The organism is Deltaproteobacteria bacterium (genome assembly GCA_016235345.1).
In the GTDB taxonomy this organism is placed as follows: Bacteria; Desulfobacterota; Desulfobacteria; order Desulfobacterales; family Desulfatibacillaceae; genus JACRLG01.
This window is the reverse complement of the sequence record JACRLG010000015.1, coordinates 133,030-153,248: the sequence shown is the minus strand read 5'-3', so window position 1 is coordinate 153,248 and position 20,219 is coordinate 133,030. Positions and strand designations below refer to the sequence as shown.

The 20,219-nt window shown below is 57.6% G+C and carries 16 protein-coding genes; 14 read left to right on the top strand and 2 right to left on the bottom strand.

The window, feature by feature from the left end:
- The first annotated feature begins 196 nt into the window (after positions 1-196).
- The 7 genes from HZB23_07975 to HZB23_07945 are packed head-to-tail and all read left to right on the top strand — an operon-like array spanning position 197 to position 7,455.
- Entirely contained in the window at positions 197-1,105 is a 909-nt protein-coding gene (locus tag HZB23_07975; GenBank protein ID MBI5844589.1) for a DUF58 domain-containing protein, read from the top strand.
- On the top strand, positions 1,102-2,088 hold the full coding sequence (locus tag HZB23_07970; GenBank protein ID MBI5844588.1) for a hypothetical protein: 987 nt from the start codon (positions 1,102-1,104) through the stop codon (positions 2,086-2,088). The genes HZB23_07975 and HZB23_07970 overlap by 4 nt, the downstream gene beginning before the upstream one ends.
- Positions 2,085-3,074 (top strand): VWA domain-containing protein, encoded by a 990-nt coding sequence (locus tag HZB23_07965; GenBank protein MBI5844587.1) that lies wholly within the window; start codon positions 2,085-2,087, stop codon positions 3,072-3,074. Before HZB23_07970 ends, HZB23_07965 begins: the two co-directional genes overlap by 4 nt.
- Positions 3,071-4,072, top strand: coding sequence for a VWA domain-containing protein (locus HZB23_07960; GenBank protein MBI5844586.1), 1,002 nt, complete (start codon positions 3,071-3,073; stop codon positions 4,070-4,072). The genes HZB23_07965 and HZB23_07960 overlap by 4 nt, the downstream gene beginning before the upstream one ends.
- Entirely contained in the window at positions 4,044-4,898 is an 855-nt protein-coding gene (locus HZB23_07955; protein MBI5844585.1) for a tetratricopeptide repeat protein, read from the top strand. The genes HZB23_07960 and HZB23_07955 overlap by 29 nt, the downstream gene beginning before the upstream one ends.
- Complete coding sequence (locus HZB23_07950) at positions 4,895-6,697, top strand: protein BatD (protein MBI5844584.1); 1,803 nt, start codon at positions 4,895-4,897, stop codon at positions 6,695-6,697. Before HZB23_07955 ends, HZB23_07950 begins: the two co-directional genes overlap by 4 nt.
- A complete protein-coding gene (locus HZB23_07945; protein ID MBI5844583.1) occupies positions 6,694-7,455 on the top strand; it encodes a tetratricopeptide repeat protein in 762 nt (253 codons plus the stop codon). The genes HZB23_07950 and HZB23_07945 overlap by 4 nt, the downstream gene beginning before the upstream one ends.
- An 18-nt stretch (positions 7,456-7,473) precedes the next feature.
- Here HZB23_07945 and HZB23_07940 read toward each other — a convergent pair whose 3' ends face one another.
- Positions 7,474-8,295, bottom strand: a complete 822-nt coding sequence (locus HZB23_07940; protein ID MBI5844582.1) for a DUF3786 domain-containing protein — start codon at positions 8,293-8,295, stop codon at positions 7,474-7,476.
- Positions 8,295-9,077 (bottom strand): hypothetical protein, encoded by a 783-nt coding sequence (locus HZB23_07935; GenBank protein MBI5844581.1) that lies wholly within the window; start codon positions 9,075-9,077, stop codon positions 8,295-8,297. Before HZB23_07935 ends, HZB23_07940 begins: the two co-directional genes overlap by 1 nt.
- A gap of 283 nt (positions 9,078-9,360) precedes the next feature.
- Here HZB23_07935 and HZB23_07930 point away from each other — a divergent pair, with 283 nt between their 5' ends.
- The 7 genes from HZB23_07930 to HZB23_07900 all read left to right on the top strand — a co-directional run bounded on the left by HZB23_07930 (position 9,361) and on the right by HZB23_07900 (position 20,012).
- Positions 9,361-10,560 carry a DUF4388 domain-containing protein gene (locus tag HZB23_07930; protein MBI5844580.1) on the top strand — a complete coding sequence of 400 codons (1,200 nt, stop codon included), beginning with the start codon at positions 9,361-9,363 and terminating at the stop codon, positions 10,558-10,560.
- 215 nt (positions 10,561-10,775) lie between these two features.
- The gene (locus HZB23_07925) at positions 10,776-12,086 is read left to right on the top strand and encodes a phosphoglycerate kinase (GenBank protein ID MBI5844579.1); all 1,311 of its coding nucleotides are present in this window, start codon (positions 10,776-10,778) and stop codon (positions 12,084-12,086) included.
- Positions 12,073-12,732, top strand: coding sequence for a hypothetical protein (locus HZB23_07920; protein MBI5844578.1), 660 nt, complete (start codon positions 12,073-12,075; stop codon positions 12,730-12,732). Before HZB23_07925 ends, HZB23_07920 begins: the two co-directional genes overlap by 14 nt.
- 208 nt (positions 12,733-12,940) lie before the next feature.
- Complete coding sequence (locus HZB23_07915) at positions 12,941-13,921, top strand: hypothetical protein (protein MBI5844577.1); 981 nt, start codon at positions 12,941-12,943, stop codon at positions 13,919-13,921.
- A 183-nt stretch (positions 13,922-14,104) separates the two neighbouring features.
- Positions 14,105-16,234: an acetate--CoA ligase family protein gene (locus tag HZB23_07910; protein ID MBI5844576.1), complete on the top strand. Its 2,130-nt coding sequence runs from the start codon at positions 14,105-14,107 to the stop codon at positions 16,232-16,234.
- A gap of 491 nt (positions 16,235-16,725) precedes the next feature.
- Positions 16,726-17,250 carry a hypothetical protein gene (locus HZB23_07905; GenBank protein ID MBI5844575.1) on the top strand — a complete coding sequence of 175 codons (525 nt, stop codon included), beginning with the start codon at positions 16,726-16,728 and terminating at the stop codon, positions 17,248-17,250.
- A 119-nt stretch (positions 17,251-17,369) separates the two neighbouring features.
- On the top strand, positions 17,370-20,012 hold the full coding sequence (locus HZB23_07900) for a DNA translocase FtsK 4TM domain-containing protein (GenBank protein MBI5844574.1): 2,643 nt from the start codon (positions 17,370-17,372) through the stop codon (positions 20,010-20,012).
- The last annotated feature ends 207 nt before the right edge of the window (positions 20,013-20,219 follow it).

Sequence of the window (20,219 nt, the reverse complement as noted above, 5' to 3'; positions counted from 1 at the left end):
GGAATATTTTGGAGCTTTCGCTTGTACACGCCCTTACGGTGCTGAATCAGATTTAGATGAAACAGCTTTTTGCGGGTTGACGGGATTTAAAGCGGCGTTAAAAGCGCGGGGCTCTACGGAGACAAAGACCGTGTTTTTCGGAAGAAAGAAAAAAGTCGCGGGCGGCGAAACGGTTCCAAGGGTGGAGTACAGCCCTATGGAATCGCCGGACGCCGCGTCCCTCCCGAAGGAGCTCATAAGCAAGGTCCAGAGGTTTCATTTCCGCACCCGGCATATGGCCAACGAGGTGTTCGCGGGCCAGTACGTCAGCGCCTTCAGGGGCAAGGGCATGGAATTCCTGGAAGTGCGGGAATACATGGACGGCGACGACGTGCGGGACATAGACTGGAAGGTCACCGCCCGCTTCGGCAGGCCCTTTGTCAAGGTCTTCGCCGAAGAGCGCGAGCTTACGGTGATACTGGTTGTGGACGTTTCCGCATCCAACCTCTTCGCCACCGTGAACAGGCCCAAGGCCGACGTTGCGGCGGAAGTGGCCGGTCTTCTGGGCTTCACCGCCGTGCGCACCAACGACAAGGTTGGGGCTGTGCTTTTTTCCGGCCAGGTTGACCGCTTCATCCCCCCGCGAAAGGGTCCGGGCCACGTTTGGCGCATGATAAGGGAAATCTTCGCCAAGAAACCCGAAGGGGCCACGGACATCAGCGCGGCCCTTGACACCTTAAACCGGGTGGTGAGAAGGCGGGCCATAGTTTTTCTGATAAGCGATTTCATCGTGCCCGGTCCTGACCAGCGGTTTGCCACGGCCTTGTCACTTACGGCCCGCAAGCATGACCTCACCGTGGTAAGGGTCTCCGATCCTGCGGAGACGGTTCTTCCCGAAGTGGGCCTTGCCTGGTTTTCCGACCCGGAAACAGGGCTTTTAACGGTGGCGGACACCGGCAACCGTCGGCTTCGCGCCCGCTACGCGGCGGACGCCAAGAAACGCGAGATAGAGTTCAACCAGCTTTTCGCCCGCAACGGGGTTCCTGTGGTGGACCTTTCCACCCGCATGGAATCCGTGGTGGAGCCTTTAGCCGCCTACTTCAGGAAAAGGGAGGGGCGCAGATGAGGAAAATGCGTCTCACCCTTATTATGTCGCTCCTTTTCCTGGCAACGGTTTCCCCTGTTTTCGGAGCGCCCGAAGTCCCCGCAGCTTCCGCTCCGGCCCAACCCGTCGGCGCAAGCCCGGTTGAGGCCAAATCCCCGGCGGCCCCGGCCCCGCTTCCCATGAAGGCCAGGTTCGCCTCAAAAACCGTCGAGGCGGGCGACACAGTAAATCTTCTGCTTTCATTCAGCCTGCCGGAAAAGGCCGTGCTGGATGATCCGCCCAGGATTTCCGGCATTCCGGGCGCGCCGCTTGATGTCAAAAAAACCGATTCCGGCCTTTCCCTCACTTTTCTTGCCGATACCCTTGGCTCCTTCCGGGTTGGGCCGCTGATCCTGGAATACGCGGACAAGGACGGAAAAAGGCGCACCCTTCTAAGCGAGCCAGCAGCCATCTCCGTCACCACGGCCCTTGCCTCCGATCCAAAAGCCCAGTCGCCAAGGCCCATGAAGGAGCTTTTGCCGGTTGGTTTCGCCTACAAGAGGCAGGTTATAATCGCCTCGGCTGTTCTTGCCTTGCTTCTGGCCTCGTTTCTGTTGTGGAGGTTTTTTTCGCGCAGGAAAAAGAAATTCATTTCCGTTCACACCATCGCCCCGCACGAGGCGGCCCTGTTCGCGCTTGCCCGGCTTGAGGACGATGACACGCTTTCCGCCAAGGTTTTCGCGTTCAGGCTTTCGGCCATACTGCGGACCTACATGGGGTCGATCAGGGATTTTCCGGCTGCCGAGATGACCTTCGAGGAAATATCTGCGGCAGCCTCCCTTGCCGAAGACAGGGAGATACTGCCGGTACTGAGAGCAATGGACATGGTGAAGTTCGCCGAACACCTTCCGAGCGTGAAGGACCGGGCGGAACAGGTGGCGAGGGTGCGCGCCTACGTGGAAGCCACCCGGCCCGCTCTTACGGACGGGGCTGCACTGCCCCAGCCGGGGGAGGCCCGGCCATGAGCTACCGTTTCGCCTATCTCCCGGTTCTTCTGCTCCTGTTGCCGGTGGCCGGCTTTCTTGTCTGGCGGCTTTTGTCCAGGCCGTCTTCGGTGGCCTTTCCCTCTGCGGCGAGGCTGAAACCGCTTGCGGACCGGATGTCAGCGTTAAGGGCCAGGCTTCCCCTTTTTCTGCGCACGGCGGTTCTCGTTTTTTTGGTTTTATCGGCGGCAAGGCCCCAGACTTACACCCTTACCCGCGAAGTAAGCGACTCCGGCGTCGACATAATGCTCTGCATCGATACGTCCGGCTCCATGCGCGGCATGGATTTCAACATCGACGGCCAGCCCGTGGAGCGGCTTACGGCGGTCAAGAAGGTGCTGCACGATTTCGTGAAAAAGCGCGCCCACGACAGGATGGGACTGGTCGTCTTCGGCAGCCAGGCCTATACCCAGGCCCCGCTAACCCTGGACAAGGGCCTTCTGCTGTCTCTGGTGGACCGGCTTTCTGTGGGCATGGCTGGCGACACCACGGCCATAGGCGACGCCCTGGCCCTTTCGGGAAAACGCATGAAGGCCGTGTCCGCGCCCACCAAAATCATCATACTTCTCACGGACGGACGCCAGAACGCCGGGACCCTTGAGGCAAGGGATGCAGCCAGCGCCCTGGCCGCCCTGGGAATGAAGATTTACACCATAGGGGTGGGCACCTACGGAAGGGTCCCGTTCAGGGTTCCCGGCCTTTTCGGGGACCGCATGATTTACCAGAACGTGGACTTCGACGACAAGCTCTTAAAGGAGATCGCAGTCATAGGCAATGGCCGGTATTTCTATGCCGGGGACACCGAAACCCTTGAAAGCATTTACAAAGAGATCGACAAGGCGGAAAAGAGCGAGGTGAAGGTTAAGGAGTATTCCCATTACCGCGAGCTTTTTCCCATTTTCCTGATCCCGGCCCTGATTTTGGCTCTTCTGGAAATTCTCGCGGTTTCACGGAGGGCCCTGCCATGACCTTCGCCCATTCCTGGGTTCTCCATTTTTTTTGGGCCCTGCCCATCCTTGTGTTCTTTCTCATGGTATCGGGCCGAAAGCGCCGCCGGGAGATGCTCCGCCTGGCCGCGCCACATCTTCTGTCGCGCCTCATGCCGGTGGAGGGCCGCACCCGGCAGGCGGTGCGGGGGGCCGTACTGGTATGCGCAATTTCCTCCGCTGTCTTCGCCCTGGCAGGGCCGCAGTGGGGAGAGAAGCTCCAGGACGTGAGCCGCCAGGGTGTTGACATCATAATAGCGATGGACGTATCCCGTTCCATGATGGTGGAGGACGTGAAGCCCAACCGCCTGGAACGGGCGCGCAGGGAGGTGGCCGACCTCATGAGGGTGGTGACCGGCGACCGCCTGGGACTGGTTGCCTTTTCCGGAAACGCCTTTCTCCTGTGCCCACTCACCCTGGATTACGGCGCGGTGGACATGTTCCTGTCCCAGATCAACCCGGATGTCATACCATCGGCTGGAACGGACCTGGGCCAGGCCATAGAGACGGCCACCGCCTCCTTCGACAAGGAAAGCGGGGCCGACAAGGTGATAATCCTCGTAACCGACGGCGAGGACAACGAGGGCATGGGCCTCGCTGCAGCCAAAAAGGCCGCCGAACAGGGCGTGAGAATCTTCGTTTTCGGCATGGGTGATCCTGACGGCGCGCCTCTTCCGGGCGACGGGGGGAGCCTGCAGCAGGACGAAACCGGCAAGATGGTGTTAAGCCGCCTGGACGAGACCGGCCTTAACGAAATCGCGCAGGCTGCGGACGGCGTCTACGCCCGGTCCACCGAGGGCGACCTTGACCTGGACAAGGTCTATTTCGAGGGAATAAATCAAAAGACCAGAAAGTCCGTTTTAAAATCGGGAAAAATGACCATAAGGGAGGACAGGTTCTACTATTTCATTTTTCTGTCCTTTATCCTGTTTCTGCTGGAGGGTGTGCTGCGTGAAAAGCCTCTCGATACTTCTTTGTAGTCTTGCGACCGGCCTTATTATCGGCCTTGCCTTGGCTTCACCGGCGCTTGCGCGGGAGGACGGCTTTTCCCTCTACCGGGCGGGGAAATACGCCGAAGCGGCCAAGGCCTTCGCCAAGGCTGACATGGACAGGCCGGATGAAATCCGCTTTCGCTACAACCGTGGCGTGGCGGCGCTCAAGGCCGGGGAGGCCGAAGCTGGCGAGGCCGCCCTGGAAAGCGCCCTTGCGCGCTCAAAAGACTCCGAGGTGCGCTACAGGAGCGCTTATAACCTGGGAAACGCGGCCTTTGAAAAAAAGGATTTTCGCAAAGCCGCAGATTATTATAAAAAGGCCCTGGCTGAAAGACCCAAAGACCCCGACGCCCGCGCCAATTTTCAACTGGCCCTGTGGAACGCTTATCGCGCCGAAAAGGAAAAGGCCGGAGAAAAATCCGAAACCGGGAAGGATAAAAAGGATTCGGAGGGAAAAAAGGACGAAAAAAAGAAGGACGAAGGCAAGGACGGCAAAAAGAGCGAAACCGGGCAGGGAAAGGAAGATAGCGGCAGGGACGGAAAACAGCAGGGCGGCAAGGAAAAGGACCAGGGGCGGGAAACAAAGGGCGACGAGCCTTCACCCGTAAGGCCCGAAGACCTGAAAGGTGCGCTGTCCGCCCAGGGTGCGCATTCAAAGCCGGGGCAACAGGCCAAGGCCGGGGCGGGAAAAGCCCCAAGCATGGAGAGGCTGAGGGCCGAAGCGATGGTGGAAAACGTAACCGAAGATTCAAGCCTTCTTTTTCGCGGCCTTGAAGGGCAAAAAAGAAAAACCGGGTCAGGAAAAGACTGGTGACCCTGGGTGTGAGCGAAATGAGCTTTTACCGGCACATGAAATTTACGGCTTTTCTTTTCGCCATACTGGCGCTTGCGCCGTTTTCCGCGTTCGGGCAGGTGGTCGTGGAGCTTTCCGCAGACCGCACCGAGGCCTTCATAACAGACGAGATAATCCTCCGTTTCACCATTTTGAGCGAAGGGGACATCTCCGATCCCCAGTTGAAAAACGCCGTGTCCAACTTTGAGGTCATTTCCGCCCGTCAGGCGAGGGAGGAGATTTCTGTCAACGGCAAGGCCTTTCAGAAGGCCCTCTACGTCTATCGCCTGAGGCCCAGGCGTCCCGGCGACTTTTCCATCGGCCCGGCATCCTGCACGGTGGATGGAAAACGTTATGAAACCACGAGCGTAAGCGTGCTGGTCCGGGCCGAAGCCCCACCCGCGCCGACCGCAGCCAGGGGATCGGTTTTCGCCGACGCCCGCTTGCTGGCTTCAAAGGGTTATCCTGGCCAGGAGATGATTTTCAGGCTCTCCATCTACCATGAGCCGCCCCTTTCCGACAAAATCGGCGTTTCGCTTCCCGATGTCGAAAACCTTGCCTTTTCACAGGTCGGCGAGTCCACGGACAGGGAGGTGGTCATATCCGGCAGGCCCTACGGCGTGACCGAGGCGTCATGGGCAATTACCGCCTCCAAGCCCGGCGTCTACAGGATACCCCCGGTTGACCTCAAGGTTACGGTGACCGGCCAGATGGCAATGGATGACGGCCCCCTGGGCATGGGCATGCCCAGTGACGCCTTTCCCGGTTTCATGCTTCGCCAGACCAGGGTCGTGGACGTTTCGACCCAGCCTCTGACCCTTGTGGTAAAGGCCTTCCCGGAAAAGGGCAGGCCCGCCGATTTCGGCGGACTGGTGGGCCGGTTCAAGGTCGAAGCGTCGCTTGCGCCTTCAAGCGTCAAGACCGGCGAGGCCGCGACCCTCACGGTGACCCTGAAGGGCAGGGGAAACGTGGCCCTTTTGCCCGATCTTTCCCTGAAAGACGTGGAGGGCCTAAAGATTTACGCGGACAGGCCGGTTTTCAGCAAGACCCAGATTTCCGAGGGCACCAGGGGGGAGAAGGTCCTGAAATGGGCGCTCATTCCCCAGGCCAGGGGCGAGTATTCCATCCCGGCGTTTTCCCTTTCCTTTTTCAATCCCGAAACTGGGGCCTACGAGACCGCAAGAACTCCGGTGCTCACCCTTTCCGTTCCAAAGGGCGAGAGGCAGACGGCGGCAGCAGCTTTCGAAGGCCCTGGGCGCGCCAAGCCTGACCAGGAGGAAGACCCCCTTGTTCGGGACATCCAGACGATACACGAAAACGCCGGGGCCGTCCTTTCACCCGATGGGGGGATGACCCTGCCCCTTGCCCTGTCGCTCTTTTTCCTCCCCTTGCTTCCGCTTGCGGTTTCGGTTTTTGCAAGAAGCGTTTCCGCAAGAAACCGGGGGCAGGCCAGGAACAATTTCGCCAAAAAGGCCCTGCCGGTCTTTCTGGGCGCTTTGAAGAAAATTCCGCCCGATGACGCGGAGGCTCTTTTCAAGGCTCTTTCGACCTATCTTACGGTGCGCCTTTCAGGCTTGGGCGGAAGCATAACGCCTACCGAGGCGCGGGACATGCTGGTTAACGCGAAGGTGGGCCGTGAAGACGCCGACCGGCTGGCCGGGGTTTTCGCAAGCCTGGAAGCGGCCGTCTTTTCGCGCACTCCCACGGCCTTTACCGAGGAAGACCGCAAGCGGCTGGGGACGATGGTAAAAACCGTGGACAAGGCGATCCGCAAGCAATGAAAATACGGATGACCATCATAGCGGCTTTTGCGATTTTTTTAGGGCTTGTCGGCCCGGCCTTCGCTGCGTCCGAAACCGGCCACGCCCTCTATTTTTCCGCCAACCGGGATTTCCGGCAGGGCAATTTCGAACAGGCCGCAGAAAAATATGAATCCCTGGTGAAATCGGGCAGGGCGGGGGGCGATGTCTACTATAACCTGGGAAACACCCGTTTCAGGCAGAACCGCATTGGAGAGGCGATACTCAACTACCAGCGGGCGAGGCTTTTCATGCCCCGTGACCGGGACCTTGTGCACAACCTGCGTTTCGCGCTGGATAAAAGGCTCAACCCGCCGGATTCTTTGGCCGAAGAGGCCCGGAAGGGCATTCTGAGGAATTTCACGGACCGGGAGGCGTTCGGCGTTTTCGCAGTCATCAACGCCGCCTTTTTCCTGGCCCTGGCCCTAAGGCTCTGGATGCGCCGGGAATGGACCTATTATCTCGTTGCGGCTTTGGGCATTGCCTGGATCAGCACAGGTCTTTTCGCGGGGGCCATGTATTGGGATTCGCGCACCGACAAGGCCTGCGTGATAACGGCCCCCAAGGTGGAGGTGCGCTCCGGCCCAAGCCTCAAGGAGACGGTGCTTTTCACCCTGAACGAGGGCGCAATGGCGGATAGCGAACGGCAGGAGTCCGGTTTCAGGCTCATAATGATAAGCCCGGACAAAAGGGGATGGGTGCCCGCCCGCCTCTCTCCGAAAATCAGGCCGGAGGCGTAACGGGCGATTGCCCCGGCCTCAACTTTCCAGAAGCCCCACCAGGTGCTCGCAGAGAAACAGCATGGACTCAATGTCCAGGTGTTCGGTTATGGTCTCGTCCATCAGTATCTTGGCTGCGGCCTCCATGCCGTCGCCTTCGGCGGCGTCCCAAAAGAGGAGCATCAGGGGAACCTTCGGCAGGGGCCTGAAAAAATAGGCCAGATCGGCGTTATGCTCCCCGCCGGTCCGGTTTTCGCCCCCGGCTGCAAGGGCCTTTTCTGCCATTAAATCGAGCCTGCCCGAAAAAGCCCTGACAAGAGGCTCCGTAATATTGCTCCTCATGGATTTCTGCTTGGACACCGTGTTGGGAATTTCCTCGAAGCCTATCCATCTGCCCTTAGGAACCCGGCTCCCGCCCATTGCCACATGGTTGTACAAAAATGTCTGTTCGAGCCTCGAAAGCTCCTTTCCGCCGGCATCCGTCACGCCTTTTTCCGTGATCATGACGAAACCGCCCCAATAGGGCAGCTTAACCGCCGGCTCGCCTTCCGGGCCTGTTGCGGGCTCGCCGCCAAGCCTTGCCGGAAGCTCCGCCATTCCGATTTTGGCCGCCCTCTCCATGGCAAACGCCAGGGCGTCGGCTTGCATGTCCCGGCGCGTCCAGCGGTTTTTCGCGTACTGCTCCTCCAGTTCAGGCTGGCATTTTGCGAGAATCTCAAGGCTTAAATGAGGGCAGCCCGCAAGGGGGTGCCGGTCCGCCACCACGGAGGCGGCAAAGGCCATGCAGGTTGAATATCCGCAGTCGCCGCAGTTGGTCCTGGGCAGAACGTCACGATAAAGGGTAACCACCGAAAGGGCCATTATCGCCTTCCTGTTTCACATTGTTTTTCGTTATTCACCTTTGCAAGCTCCCCCTTGGCGATTTCGATCCAGGCCTTTTCGCTTTTGCGGTAGTAGCCGGGGCTGCGCCTGGCGTTTAGAAGGATTTCCTTGTATAGCGCGTGGGCCTTTTCAGACGAGCCGTTTTTTCCCAGGTAGTAGGCGAGGCGGCATCGCGCCTCCTCGCCGGGCCAGACGTTGACCAGCCCGCTCCAGCGATCGAGGGCTTCTTTTTCGCGTCCGGTTTCGTCCGCTATGCGGGCCAGCAGGAACTCTTTTTCCAGGCGGCGCTTTTCCATGGTCCCGCCCTTTATGCCCGCGAGAAATTCCGAGGATTTTTCGTAATCCCCCACCATGAAATGAGCCTGGGCCACCTCCAGCATGAGGTCGGAATCGTCCCTGTATATTCCTCCAAGGCACTGGGCGTAGAGTTCGAGCGCCTCCTTTGGCCTTCCTGAGGACAGGTAGGCCGAAGCGAGCTTTTTGCGGTTCGCCAGGGAATCCGTTGCGGCAAGGTCTTCCTCAAGCCTTCTCAAATGTTTGTCCGGGTTGAGTTTCCGCGAGATTTCCGCCCCCATTTTCTTGGCCTGTGCCCCGGTGCGGCCATATAGCATCTCGGGCAAAAGCTCCACTACGAAATAGGCCAGCGCTCCAACGCCCGGAATGAACATGATGATGTAGGCCCAGGAACGGTCCCGGCCCGTTTTAAGGGCGTGGACTGTGAAAAGGACCTGGATGAGAAGCGAAAGGGCTGCTATCGGCATGGGTTCCTCGCAGGGTCATGTTCGTTTTACACAACCATATCACGAGGCTTTGGGCAAAACCAAATAAAAATCCTTAAAAATCCGGCGCGAAACGGCGGAAACTTAATCAGGCTTTGTGCGGGATTTTTGATGGTTTCCCCGAAAAGCGCGCCCTGATTGACGGAGCGCGTGAATTGTCTTGCGCCAAAGGCTCGCGGCCCTCTATAATTATAGATTATTGTGGTTTTTGCTCCGGCTGACCCGAAACCGGCCATATATTTTCCGTGAAAGGTTGCGTTCCATTATGCCGCCCGAAGTCGCCCTGTCAGGACGCCTGCGCTTTTTAAGCCTGGGAGAGGTCCTTCAAACCCTTGGAACCACCGCCGCCACGGGTGAGCTTCGCATAAAGAGCCGTTTTGCCAAGGAAGCCGGAGTCGTTTATTTTTCAAAGGGTTATCCCGTAAACGCCAAAGCATTCGCGGAAACCGGCATAGACGCCCTGTACTCCCTTTTCGGCTGGACCGACGGGGATTTCGAGTTCGTGGACGGCGTGGCTGTAAGCGCCGAGCGCACCATCAACCAGGGCATAATGGAAATAGTGATGGACGGGGCAAGGCTTCTGGACGACGACCAGATAAAGGTCCTTTCCGCCGAAACCTCCCCGGACGGAGCAACCGAGGAAGCCCCGGCGCCCCAGACCGAAAAGGCCAAGCAGCGGCCCAAGCTGAAGGGCATCCCAATAATCAGGCTTCCCATCAGAAACCAGCAGTTCATAACCAGCGAGGCGGTTTTCGAGCGCGGCTGTGAACTGGTGGGCAAAAACCCCAACGCGGCCTTCATGTGCCTTATCCTGGAAGGCTTCGCAAACGTGTACAAGAAGGCGGGCGACGACCCGGTGCGCATGTGCAGGCTGGGTCCCGGCGCGCTTTCGGGCAGCATTCCGGGCTTCAACACCAAAGGGAGCGCCCTTTCCATAAGCGCGGTGGCCGCCGGAAGCGTGAAGGTGGGCCTTTTCGACGCGGCGCGCCTGAACGCCGATTTCGCCAAGCTCTCCTACCAGCTCCGGCGCATATTCCTTTCGCTCGACAACCGCTGGGTGCAGATTTCCGACCTCATGGCCGGTACCGGCCAGGACGGGGCGGCAGCCCTCATCTCCGGGGGCAGGACCTTCATGAAGCAGGGCGACAAGGGCGCGGGCTCCTTTCTCATAGCCGAGGGAAACGCCGTGATCGCACGGATGGTGGGCGAGGGCCACGTACCGCTTGCCCGTTGCGGCAAGGGCGATTTCGTGGGGCAGCTTCCCTTTATCAACATCGGCCACGAGCCGAACGCGGCCTCCATCTTCGTCACCCCCAATTTCAAGACCCAGCCCATTGACACTGACCGGATGCAGGCGGAATACGACCTTGCCTCCCCAATCGTGAAGCATTTCGTGGAGCACATAGCCAACTGCGTTTCAGTCACTTCCATGGTGGCCTGCGATTCAATTCAACCAGTGGTTTAAGAAATAAGATATTTTTCAGCTATTCAAGTTCATTGACGATGCGATGCAGGCCGTCGATCTTCCGGTCGGCCCGCATCGGGTTCATCAGCGCAGCACTGCGCCCTCTGCCCGGTTTCCGTCCGATTGCGCGTAACTTCTTGCAAGCAAATCGTATTTGCATTAAAGAAAGATGCGCCGCACTGTATTTTTCCAACAGCCCACAAGGAGGATCCATCATGGACCAGACCAAGCTCCATCCCGACCTGCCGCTTTTGGAAGAAGCGGATCTTCGAGACAAGATCGTCCTGGTCCGCGTGGACCACAACGTGGTGAAAAAGGGCATGGTGGAAGACCCGTACCGCATCGAATCCACCATAGGAACGCTCTATTACATCGTGGAGCAGGGCGGGAGGCTCATTCTGATGAGCCATGTGGGGCGGCCCTACGACAAGAAAACCGGCAAGATAACCGTGAAGGACGATTCTTCGGTGAAGCCCGTGGTGGAGTACCTGGAGAGAAAGCTCCACACCAGGTTCGTGGTGCCGGACTTTCCCGTGGACGAGACAAACGGCATCGAGCAGATCGACACATCCATCAACTGGCACATAAGGGATTTGGTGGCCCGCAAGATCGGCGGAATTTATCTCCCCAACACCCGCTGGTTTGCCGGTGAGGAAACCAAGGACGCGAGAAGGGACGCTTTCGCGCGCCAGCTTGCGGGCCTTGCGGACGTTTTCGTGAACGACGCCTTCGGCTCATGGCAGCCCCACGCCTCCACCTACGACATAACCAAATACCTTCCGAGCTACGCGGGTTTCCTGCTCCAAAAGGAGCTTGGAAACTTAAGGCAGGTTCTTGAGCCCGCCCGGCCCTTCGTGGCGGTGGTGGCGGGCGCGAAATACGACACCAAGATCGGCCCGTTGAAGGAGATATACAAGAAGGTGGACCGGCTCATTCTGGGCGGGGTCATGTACAACACCTTCCTTTGCGCCAAGTACGGCATAAAAGTGGCGGGCGTGGGCGAGAGCGACATAGAGGCCGCAAAGGAACTTGTGGCCCAGGACGCGGTTGCCAAAAAGATCGTTGAACTTCCGGTGGTGGTGGAGTCCGACGTTCTGGGGCGCGAGGAAGGCAAATACCGCAAGGTGAAGGTCTCCGATTTCAAGCCCGGAAACCAGTACGGCTATTTCCTTGACGTGGCCGCAGAGTCCTTCGAGGCCCCCGGAGTGGCCGAGACAATGGCCGAGGCGAAGACCATCTTCGTGAACGCCGTCATGGGCTTCACCCCGCACTTTACAGAAGGCTCGGCCAAGCTCGACTCCACCATAGACAAGAACCGCACGGCCATGAAGCTCTACGGCGGCGGCGACACCCTCCAGGAGTTCAAGAACCTAAGCCCCGGCCTCTACCTTTCGGCCATGGACGATGCCCAATATTACTTCTTCACCGGCGGCGGCGCGGTTTTAAAGGTAATCGAGGAGGGCGACCCCTACGGAATGGAGCCCGTGAAGGCCCTCATGGAGAACAAAAAAAATGGCGCGTGCTGAACTCTACCTTGTCCAATCCTCCAAGGGCCGCCAGGGCGTAAGGCAGATATCGGCGGTGAACGACGAGAAACGCCTTGCCCTTGATCTGGCCGAGATGCGGAACCTCGCCCTTTCCATGGGAGCCGACGACGCGGCGATCCTGGGGCCGGACGACATAGTGCTCGATCCCGATTCATCCGGCGGGGCGGACGCAGTCAAAACCTACACTTCCGCCCACTGGCCCATCGGCTACCCAAACGATTCCGTTGCCGACGCAGTAAGGGCCTTTTCCAGCGCCGTGTTCTTCAGGCTGAAGACCCCGGCGGACATGCCCGATCACGGCCAGGGCCTCATAACGGAGCCGGGCTACAGGAAGCTCTACGAAAAACTCAATTTCATCACAACCCAGGTGGAGTCGTCGGCCTTTTACAAGGGCTATCAGCTGACTCTCGGCTTCGGCGCGGGCAACTGCCGGGCAATTTACTGCCACAAGGAAAAACGCTGCATGGCGGTAATTAAGGGCAGGACGTGCAGGCATCCCTACAAGGCCCGCCCTTCGGCCATAGCAATGGGCCTTGACGTGGAGTCAATGGCCAAGGCCCTCGGCTGGGAATTCTGGAACGAGGAGACGGGGCCGCTTCTGGCGGGCATAATATTCGTTGATTGAAACGCCTGTCTAAAAACGCGAACTGCTGTGTCGCGCATCGCCAAAAAGTCGGTTACGTACAAAAGCGTACGCGCCCTCCTTTTTGGCTCGCGCTCCTTGCATTTCATCGTTTTTATCCAGGCGTTACCGTGCCTTTTTTGGGAGTGCTAACCGGCCAGATATCTTATTATTCAAAGATTTTCCGGCGAAATAACCAAGGTGCGTTACCATGATCAAGCTTCGTAAAAATCCCATCCTGGATAAGGAGTGGGTGATGCCCACCGATCTGGACGAGCTTCAACTCCTCGCAAAAAAGTGGGGGGCCGACAACGTGGCCCTTCTTGAAGCGAAGGACGTCCTGATCGACCCAAGGGTGCGGTTCAAGTGCATGGTCCCCAAGTGCTACATGTCGGGCGGCTGCTCCCACTGCCCGCCCAACGGATGGAGCATAGACGAGGTGCGGGAGATCGTGGGCCGCCACACCTGGGCGATTTTTTTTCGGGTGAAGGTGCCGCCCTCCATCATCGCGGCCAAGGGACTTGGAGCCGATATAGCGGGCGGCGTGATGGACGACGCCGGAAACCTTATGAATCTCGGCGGCCATTACATGCTCGCCTTCACCATAGCGCGCCTTCTGCAGAAAACCGCCCGCGACATGGGCTATCTTTCCGAGGCCTGCTACGGGGCCGGAAACTGCCGGGACGCCCTGTGCCACTTTCAGCCCAACTGCCGCCACATGGCAACCGGCAAGTGCCGCCATCCGGGGCTTTCGGCCCCTTCCATGGAATCGTGCGGAATGAACGCATTCAAAATGGGGGCCATCGCTGGCTGGGACGTCTTCCCCATAGGCGGCACCTGCGGCCCGGAGAGCGTGGGCACGGGAAGCCTCATGGGCCTTGCCCTCATAGGCCCCGTGCCCAAGGGCCAGAGAGCGGAAAGGCCCGCGAAGGCTCCCTTGTCCGATCCCGACCCGGTGACCAGGCCCGGAGCCGAGCCTGCCGAAAACATCCGGCGGGTAATCCGGGACCTTTCCCGCAACCGCGCCGCCTATTCCCAGGCCAACGTGAAACTTACACAGGCTCCAGCGCTTCTTCGCCAGAGAAGGCTCTGGATGCGACTTACAAAGAACATGCGCGAGCTTTCCGGCTCCTGGCTGGACGTGGCACAGTCCTACAAGGTCATGTTTGCCGGGCGTCCGAAAAAATTATAACGTCCGTCTAAAAACTCGAATCGCTGTGTCACGCGAAACTTTGCGGGTCGTCATATACGAAAAGTATTATTCCTCCCCGCGCCGTTCGCGAACCTTCGCGCTTCATCGTTTTTATCCAGGCTTTTTATCAGTTTCTGCTTAACGAATTTATAGCGTTTGACGCGAGTTTTTGAAGGAGGAATAATGGCTGAGAACATAAAGGCCATCATGGAACCCCGCTCCATCGCGGTGGTGGGTGCAACCGACCGCCGGGGCAGCGTGGGCCGCGCAGTGGTCACCAATCTCATCGAAGGCGGCTACACGGGAGTCCTTTATCCGGTCAATCCCCGCGCAAAATCCGTTGTCTGCAACCGGGCCTATCCCACCATAACGGATATTCCGGGCGAAGTTGACATGGCGGTCATCATCGTTCCGGCCCCGCTGGTTCCCAAGGTCATTCACGAGGCGGCGGACAAGGGCGCAAAGGGCGTGGTGGTCATAACCGCCGGTTTCAAAGAGGTGGGCGGCGCAGGCGTTGAACTTGAAGAAGCGGTCAAGGCGGCGGCAAAGGAGCGTGGCATAAGGCTTGTCGGCCCCAACTGCCTTGGCGTCATAAACACCGACCCTGCTTTTTCCATGAACGCCAGCTTCGCCCAGACCATGCCCAAGCCCGGCAACATCGGCTTCATCTCCCAATCGGGCGCGCTCTGCACCGCAGTCCTCGATTTGGCCAAGGGCCGGGACATCGGATTTTCCAAGTTCATCAGCTTCGGCAACAAGGCCGACGTGAACGAGGTGGAGCTTCTCCAGTATCTTGCGGACGATCCCCAGACCTCCGTCATCCTCATGTATCTCGAAGACATCTCGGATGGACGCAAATTCGCCGACGTGGCAAGCGACGTCACCTGGAAGCACAACAAGCCCATTCTGGCCATAAAAAGCGGCAGGAGCGAGGAGGGGGCCAAGGCCGCAAGCTCGCACACCGGAAGCCTTGCGGGTTCGGACGCCTCCTACGACGCCATTTTCCTCCAAAGCGGCATCCAGCGCGTGGAGGACGTGAACGAGATGTTCCACTACGCCGAGGCCTTCTCGCGTATGCCTCTTCCCGAAGGAAAGCGCCTGGCCATAGTCACCAACGCGGGCGGACCCGGAATCATGACCACGGATGCCGCCATCCGCCACGGTCTCACGCTTGCGAAATTCACCCCGGAAACAGAGGCGGACTTAAAGGAGCACCTTCCTCCCACCGCCAACATCCATAATCCGGTTGACGTTATCGGAGACGCCGACTACCAGCGCTACGAGTGCGCGCTTAAATCGGTCCTGGACGACCCAGGCGTGGACGGCGCAATCGTGGTGCTGACCCCCCAGAAAATGACCGACGTCCTGGAAACCGCCCAGATCGTGCCCAAGGTGCTGGAAACCGTGCACAAGCCGGTTCTGTGCTCCTTTATGGGCATCGTGGACGTTTCGGCTGGCGTGAAATACCTCGTGGAACACAACATCCCCAACTACAGCTTCCCCGAAGCCGCCGTGCGCGCTTTCGCCTCCATGACCAAGTTTTCCGACCGCCTGGCCCCGGGAAAAAGCCAGAAGCGCCGCCACGTGACCTATGCTGTCGATAAGGCCGCGGTTACCGCCATAATCGACGCGAAACTCAAAGACGCCGACCGCGTGCACCTGCCCGAGCAGGAGGCCAACGAGATTCTCGCCCTCTACGGCTTTCCCCTGCTCAAAAGCCGCCTCATAACGAACGAGGATGAAATAGAGGCCGCGCTCAAGTTCGTGGGGCCGCCCGTTGTCATGAAAATCTCCTCCCGCGAGATCGTTCACAAGTTCGACGTGGGCGGCGTGATTTTAAAGATCGAAACAGCCGAGCAGGCCCGCGAGGCATATAAAAAGATCATCGCCAACGTGCGCCGGGCCGAGCCAAAGGCCATAATCGACGGCATTCTCATGGAAAAAATGGCCAAGGGCGGAATCGAGGTCATTCTGGGCGCGAACCAGGACCCCAAGTTCGGCCCCCTTTGCATGTTCGGCCTTGGCGGCACCTTCGTGGAAGCCCTAAAGGACGTCACCTTCCGGCTCGCGCCCATGTGGGAGCTTTCGGCGGAGGAGATGATCCGCTCCATCAAGGCCTTCCGCATACTCCAGGGAGTTCGGGGCGCGCCGCCCTCCGACATCGAGGCCATAAAGGACTGCATCCTCCGCATGAGCCAGCTTGTGAGCGATCATCCGCGAATATCGGAGATGGACTTGAACCCGGTTATCGTGTATGCTGAGGGACAGGGATGCACTATCGCCGACAGCCGCATAATGCTCCAGAGGGCGTGAGGGCGCGCCAGAGGGCGTGAGAGAGCGATCTGCGGCGTGTGCTTCGCCTCGCGGCTTGGTCACGTACAAAAGCGTACGCTCCCGCGCCACTCGCTCGCACGCCTTGCATCTCATCTCTCTCACGCCCTCTGGCCGAGGCTTGCGATAAAGGAAAAACCGGGAAGAGAAAAAGATCGTGGCTGGGTTCTTTTGGATATATGCCCGCCCTGCTCAGCTTCCTTGTGTTTTGGATATATGGCCCGCTGGACGAGGCCACGATGGGAAGCTCTTATATTTTTTGCTTGGTCGCTTAATGATGCATAAGATGGATGATGGGGCGACGGGCGGGGCGTTAGATGCCTAAGTTCGCTTCTTTGAACTTAAGCAGCATTAGCTTATGCACCCAAAGCTATCAGCAGCTTTATACATTAACAAAAATGACAGGAAAAATTGATGTGTAATTGACGTTTGGCTCTTCAACTGTATTGTTAATATTGTATAAGGAAATAACAGTGAAAAAATTTTTTGTCATATCAATATTTTTAATCATCAGTTTTACTCCTTCCACAATATATATAGTAGAAAAATTTGCAAATAATTTTAAAGGAAAATTTGAATATTTTTACGGTGGATTCGCTCCATCTGATTTATTAAACGTTTCGATTAAAATTGATAAGTATGGAGTCTGTTCATATAAATCTATAGACATGCAACGAATAGATTTCGAAAGAAGCAGTACCGTAAAAATTCCTATATTTGTTGCTCATTCTTTGATAACAGAGGTAAAAAGCATTGTAGAGAAATATGCCGAAGCAAATGAGAACGATACTTCGGATCCGAAAACATTCATAGGCGATATGTGTGTATTGTCATTAATATACTCTGAGGGCCCTTATAGGTCAATAGTAAGTTATTACATGTTTGATGATTCAGCAGATACTCCACCGTCGTTAAAAAAACCAAAGGAACTTAAAGAATTTGAAAACCGTCTCAATGCTATACTTAAGGTGTATTTTCCTAATGAACCATATTGGTAAGGATGAATAATCATGCTTAAAACACTGATATAGAAAATTGATATTCAGTAGGTGTTACGGCGGGTTTTCAAATATGAAAATCCTTGTTTCATTTCAAATTGGAATGCGGAAAGGCTTTAATGGCGGAGACCAAGAAAAACGGAGCGAAAAAAGCTCCCAAGAAAAAGCCTGAAAAAGAGGCGGCGGTGAAGACTGTGAAAAAATCGGGGGAGTCCGGTAAGCCAAAGGCCGGGGCCAAAAAGGAAGCCGCCAAGGATGGCAGGCGGATAAAGCCTAAAAAGGCCGTGCGGCCTGAGCGGAACTCGCGCCAGAAGCGGGAGATTTTCGCAATCGGGCTATTCATGGTGATGGTGCTTCTTACCGGAAGCCTCATTTCCTACAGCCCCGCGGACCCGTCCTTCAATACCGCGAACCCCGACGCCGCCATAAGGAATCTTTTCGGCAGGGCAGGGGCTCTTGTCGCCGATTTTTTCATCAACGCCACCCTTGGGGCCGGGGCCTACTGGATTCCCGTTTTGCTCATAATCGCCGTAATCCGCTTCATCCAGGGCGCAAAAGCCAAACGCATGTTCCTTTTGGGGGTTTCGGCCTTTTTTCTGGCGATTTTCACCGGCGCTCTCTTTTCCGGGCAGGCGAAATACGACCTTTTCGGCGTAGGTATTCCGGGCGGCGGAATGCTGGTGGGGCTTCTGGCCAAGACCCTCACCGAAATTCTCAACCCGGCGGGCTCATTTCTGGTCCTTTTCTGCGGATTTTTGGCAAGCCTCGTTGCCGCCACCGGCCTTTCCCTCACCGACTCGGCGAGGATTTTAAGCCGCCTGGGTCTGACCGGTGTAAAAGCCGGAAAAAAGCGCTTTACCGGTTTTGGCCGGGAAAAACCCCAGGCAGGTCCTGCTGGCGGCTTCGCCCCCATAGCCAACGATAACGGCAAGTCCCGCAGGAAAAAGCCCTTTGACGATCCGAAGCAGGAGCCGCTTCCCTTTCCGCCCGTCATAAACGGCGTGTCACATGAAAACGTCGGGTCTGAGCCGGTGGAGGCCGATCAGGCAGAGGCCCCGTTATCCGTCAATGATTCTCCTGTCGCCCCTGACGAGCCGCCCAGGAAGCCGCCCCGCATAAGGCCCAGGCCCGTTCTTCGGGAAGACCCGCCAGACTCGAGGGACGACTCCTTTCTGCCGCCGGCCGGAACCCTTGCCCGGGAGGAGCGTATCTACCAGCTTCCACCCTTAAGCCTTCTGGACGACCCGCCCCCGCGCCCGGAATCCGTGGACCAGGAAAACCTCATGGCCCAGGCAAGGCTCGTGGAGCAAAAATTGGAGGACTTCGGCGTAAAGGGCCGCGTGGTTGAGGTCTCGCCGGGACCGGTCATCACCACCTACGAGTACGAGCCGGCAGCCGGGGTCAAAATCAACCGCATCACAAGCCTTGAAAACGATCTCGCACTGGGCCTGAAAGCCCTTTCCGTGCGTATTGTCGGTCCCATTCCGGGAAAGGCCGTGGTGGGAATCGAGGTGCCCAACAAGGTGCGCGAGCTTGTGGGCTTCAAGGAAATGGTGGCCTCGAGCGAATTTTCCCGCAACAAGACCAAGCTCACGGTCTGCCTTGGAAAGGACATCGTGGGCATTCCCACCGTGAGCGACCTTGCCCGGATGCCCCATCTTCTCATCGCCGGGGCCACTGGTTCGGGAAAATCGGTGGGCTTAAACTCCATGATCGCAAGCCTTCTGTACAAATGCACGCCGGACGAAGTGAAGTTCGTGATGATAGACCCCAAGCGCATCGAACTCGCCAACTACGACGGAATCCCGCACCTCATCTGCCCGGTTGTGACCGACCCCAAAAAAGCCACCAACGCGCTGTTCTGGGCCGTTAAGGAGATGGAGGCCCGGTACGAGGCAATGGCGGCCCTTGGAGCCCGCAACATAATCGGCTACAACCAGAAAATCGCGCATCTTAAGCAAAAACAGGAGGAGGAGAGGGCGAAAAAGGAGGAGGAACGCCTTTCAGAGGCAGCCCAAGACGCCGAAAAAAGCGGCGAGGATTCCGACTACGGCGAGGACAGCTCCGAGGATTTTTCCGGCGTGGCAGGCGTTCCGCCCCCGGAACTGAAGGCCTTTCCCTACGTGGTGATAGTTATCGACGAGTTGGCCGACCTCATGATGGTGGCCTCGAAAGACGTGGAAACTGCGCTGATGCGCCTGGCCCAGATGGCCCGCGCCTGCGGAATCCATCTTATTCTGGCGACACAGCGGCCTTCGGTGGACGTTTTAACCGGCACCATAAAGGCCAACTTCCCCACCCGCATGGCCTTCCAGGTCTCAAGCCGCATAGATAGCCGCACCATCCTCGATTCAAACGGCGCGGAAAGCCTTCTGGGCGCGGGCGACATGCTTTTCATGCCCCCCGGAGTGGGCAAAATCCAGCGCCTTCACGGTGCCTTTCTCTCGGACGAGGAATTGGGCCGCCTCCTCACATTCGTCAAGGAACAGGGCAGGCCCTGCTACGACATTTCCGTCACCGAGAGCGCAGCAGGGAATGGCAACGGCAACGGCGAAGAGGATGACGAGGAATACGACGAAAAATTCGACGAGGCCGTGGCAATAGTGGCCGAAACCCGGCAGGCCAGCATATCCATGATCCAGCGTCGGCTCCGCATAGGCTACAACCGGGCGGCCCGCATAATAGAGCGCATGGAAAAGGACGGCATGGTGGGGCCGAGTGACGGGGTGAAGCCACGCGAAGTCTTGTTGCCGCCCCAATAGGATAATACGTTCAGGACGCGATCTTATCGAAGGCTCAAGTGATGATCCGAATACTGGAAGTAGTTATACTCCCTATTGTTGTGGCAATATATGTTTTATTAGGACCTTTCATGGCGATTTTTCCACATTACTGTATCAAATTACTTGAAAAATATATGCAAATTCATCTGTTTGGAATTCAACCCTTTGGAAGGATTATAACACGTA

What these genes read in the sequence shown, in the direction of transcription:
- HZB23_07975 (MBI5844589.1), top strand. Translation starts at nt 197, where the DNA reads ATGGAATCGCCGGACGCCGCGTCCCTCCCGAAGGAGCTCATAAGCAAG.
- HZB23_07970 (MBI5844588.1), top strand. Translation starts at nt 1,102, where the DNA reads ATGAGGAAAATGCGTCTCACCCTTATTATGTCGCTCCTTTTCCTGGCA.
- HZB23_07965 (MBI5844587.1), top strand. Translation starts at nt 2,085, where the DNA reads ATGAGCTACCGTTTCGCCTATCTCCCGGTTCTTCTGCTCCTGTTGCCG.
- HZB23_07960 (MBI5844586.1), top strand. Translation starts at nt 3,071, where the DNA reads ATGACCTTCGCCCATTCCTGGGTTCTCCATTTTTTTTGGGCCCTGCCC.
- HZB23_07945 (MBI5844583.1), top strand. Translation starts at nt 6,694, where the DNA reads ATGAAAATACGGATGACCATCATAGCGGCTTTTGCGATTTTTTTAGGG.
- HZB23_07940 (MBI5844582.1), bottom strand. Translation starts at nt 8,295, where the DNA reads ATGGCCCTTTCGGTGGTTACCCTTTATCGTGACGTTCTGCCCAGGACC.
- HZB23_07935 (MBI5844581.1), bottom strand. Translation starts at nt 9,077, where the DNA reads ATGCCGATAGCAGCCCTTTCGCTTCTCATCCAGGTCCTTTTCACAGTC.
- HZB23_07930 (MBI5844580.1), top strand. Translation starts at nt 9,361, where the DNA reads ATGCCGCCCGAAGTCGCCCTGTCAGGACGCCTGCGCTTTTTAAGCCTG.
- HZB23_07925 (MBI5844579.1), top strand. Translation starts at nt 10,776, where the DNA reads ATGGACCAGACCAAGCTCCATCCCGACCTGCCGCTTTTGGAAGAAGCG.
- HZB23_07920 (MBI5844578.1), top strand. Translation starts at nt 12,073, where the DNA reads ATGGCGCGTGCTGAACTCTACCTTGTCCAATCCTCCAAGGGCCGCCAG.
- HZB23_07915 (MBI5844577.1), top strand. Translation starts at nt 12,941, where the DNA reads ATGATCAAGCTTCGTAAAAATCCCATCCTGGATAAGGAGTGGGTGATG.
- HZB23_07910 (MBI5844576.1), top strand. Translation starts at nt 14,105, where the DNA reads ATGGCTGAGAACATAAAGGCCATCATGGAACCCCGCTCCATCGCGGTG.
- HZB23_07900 (MBI5844574.1), top strand. Translation starts at nt 17,370, where the DNA reads ATGGCGGAGACCAAGAAAAACGGAGCGAAAAAAGCTCCCAAGAAAAAG.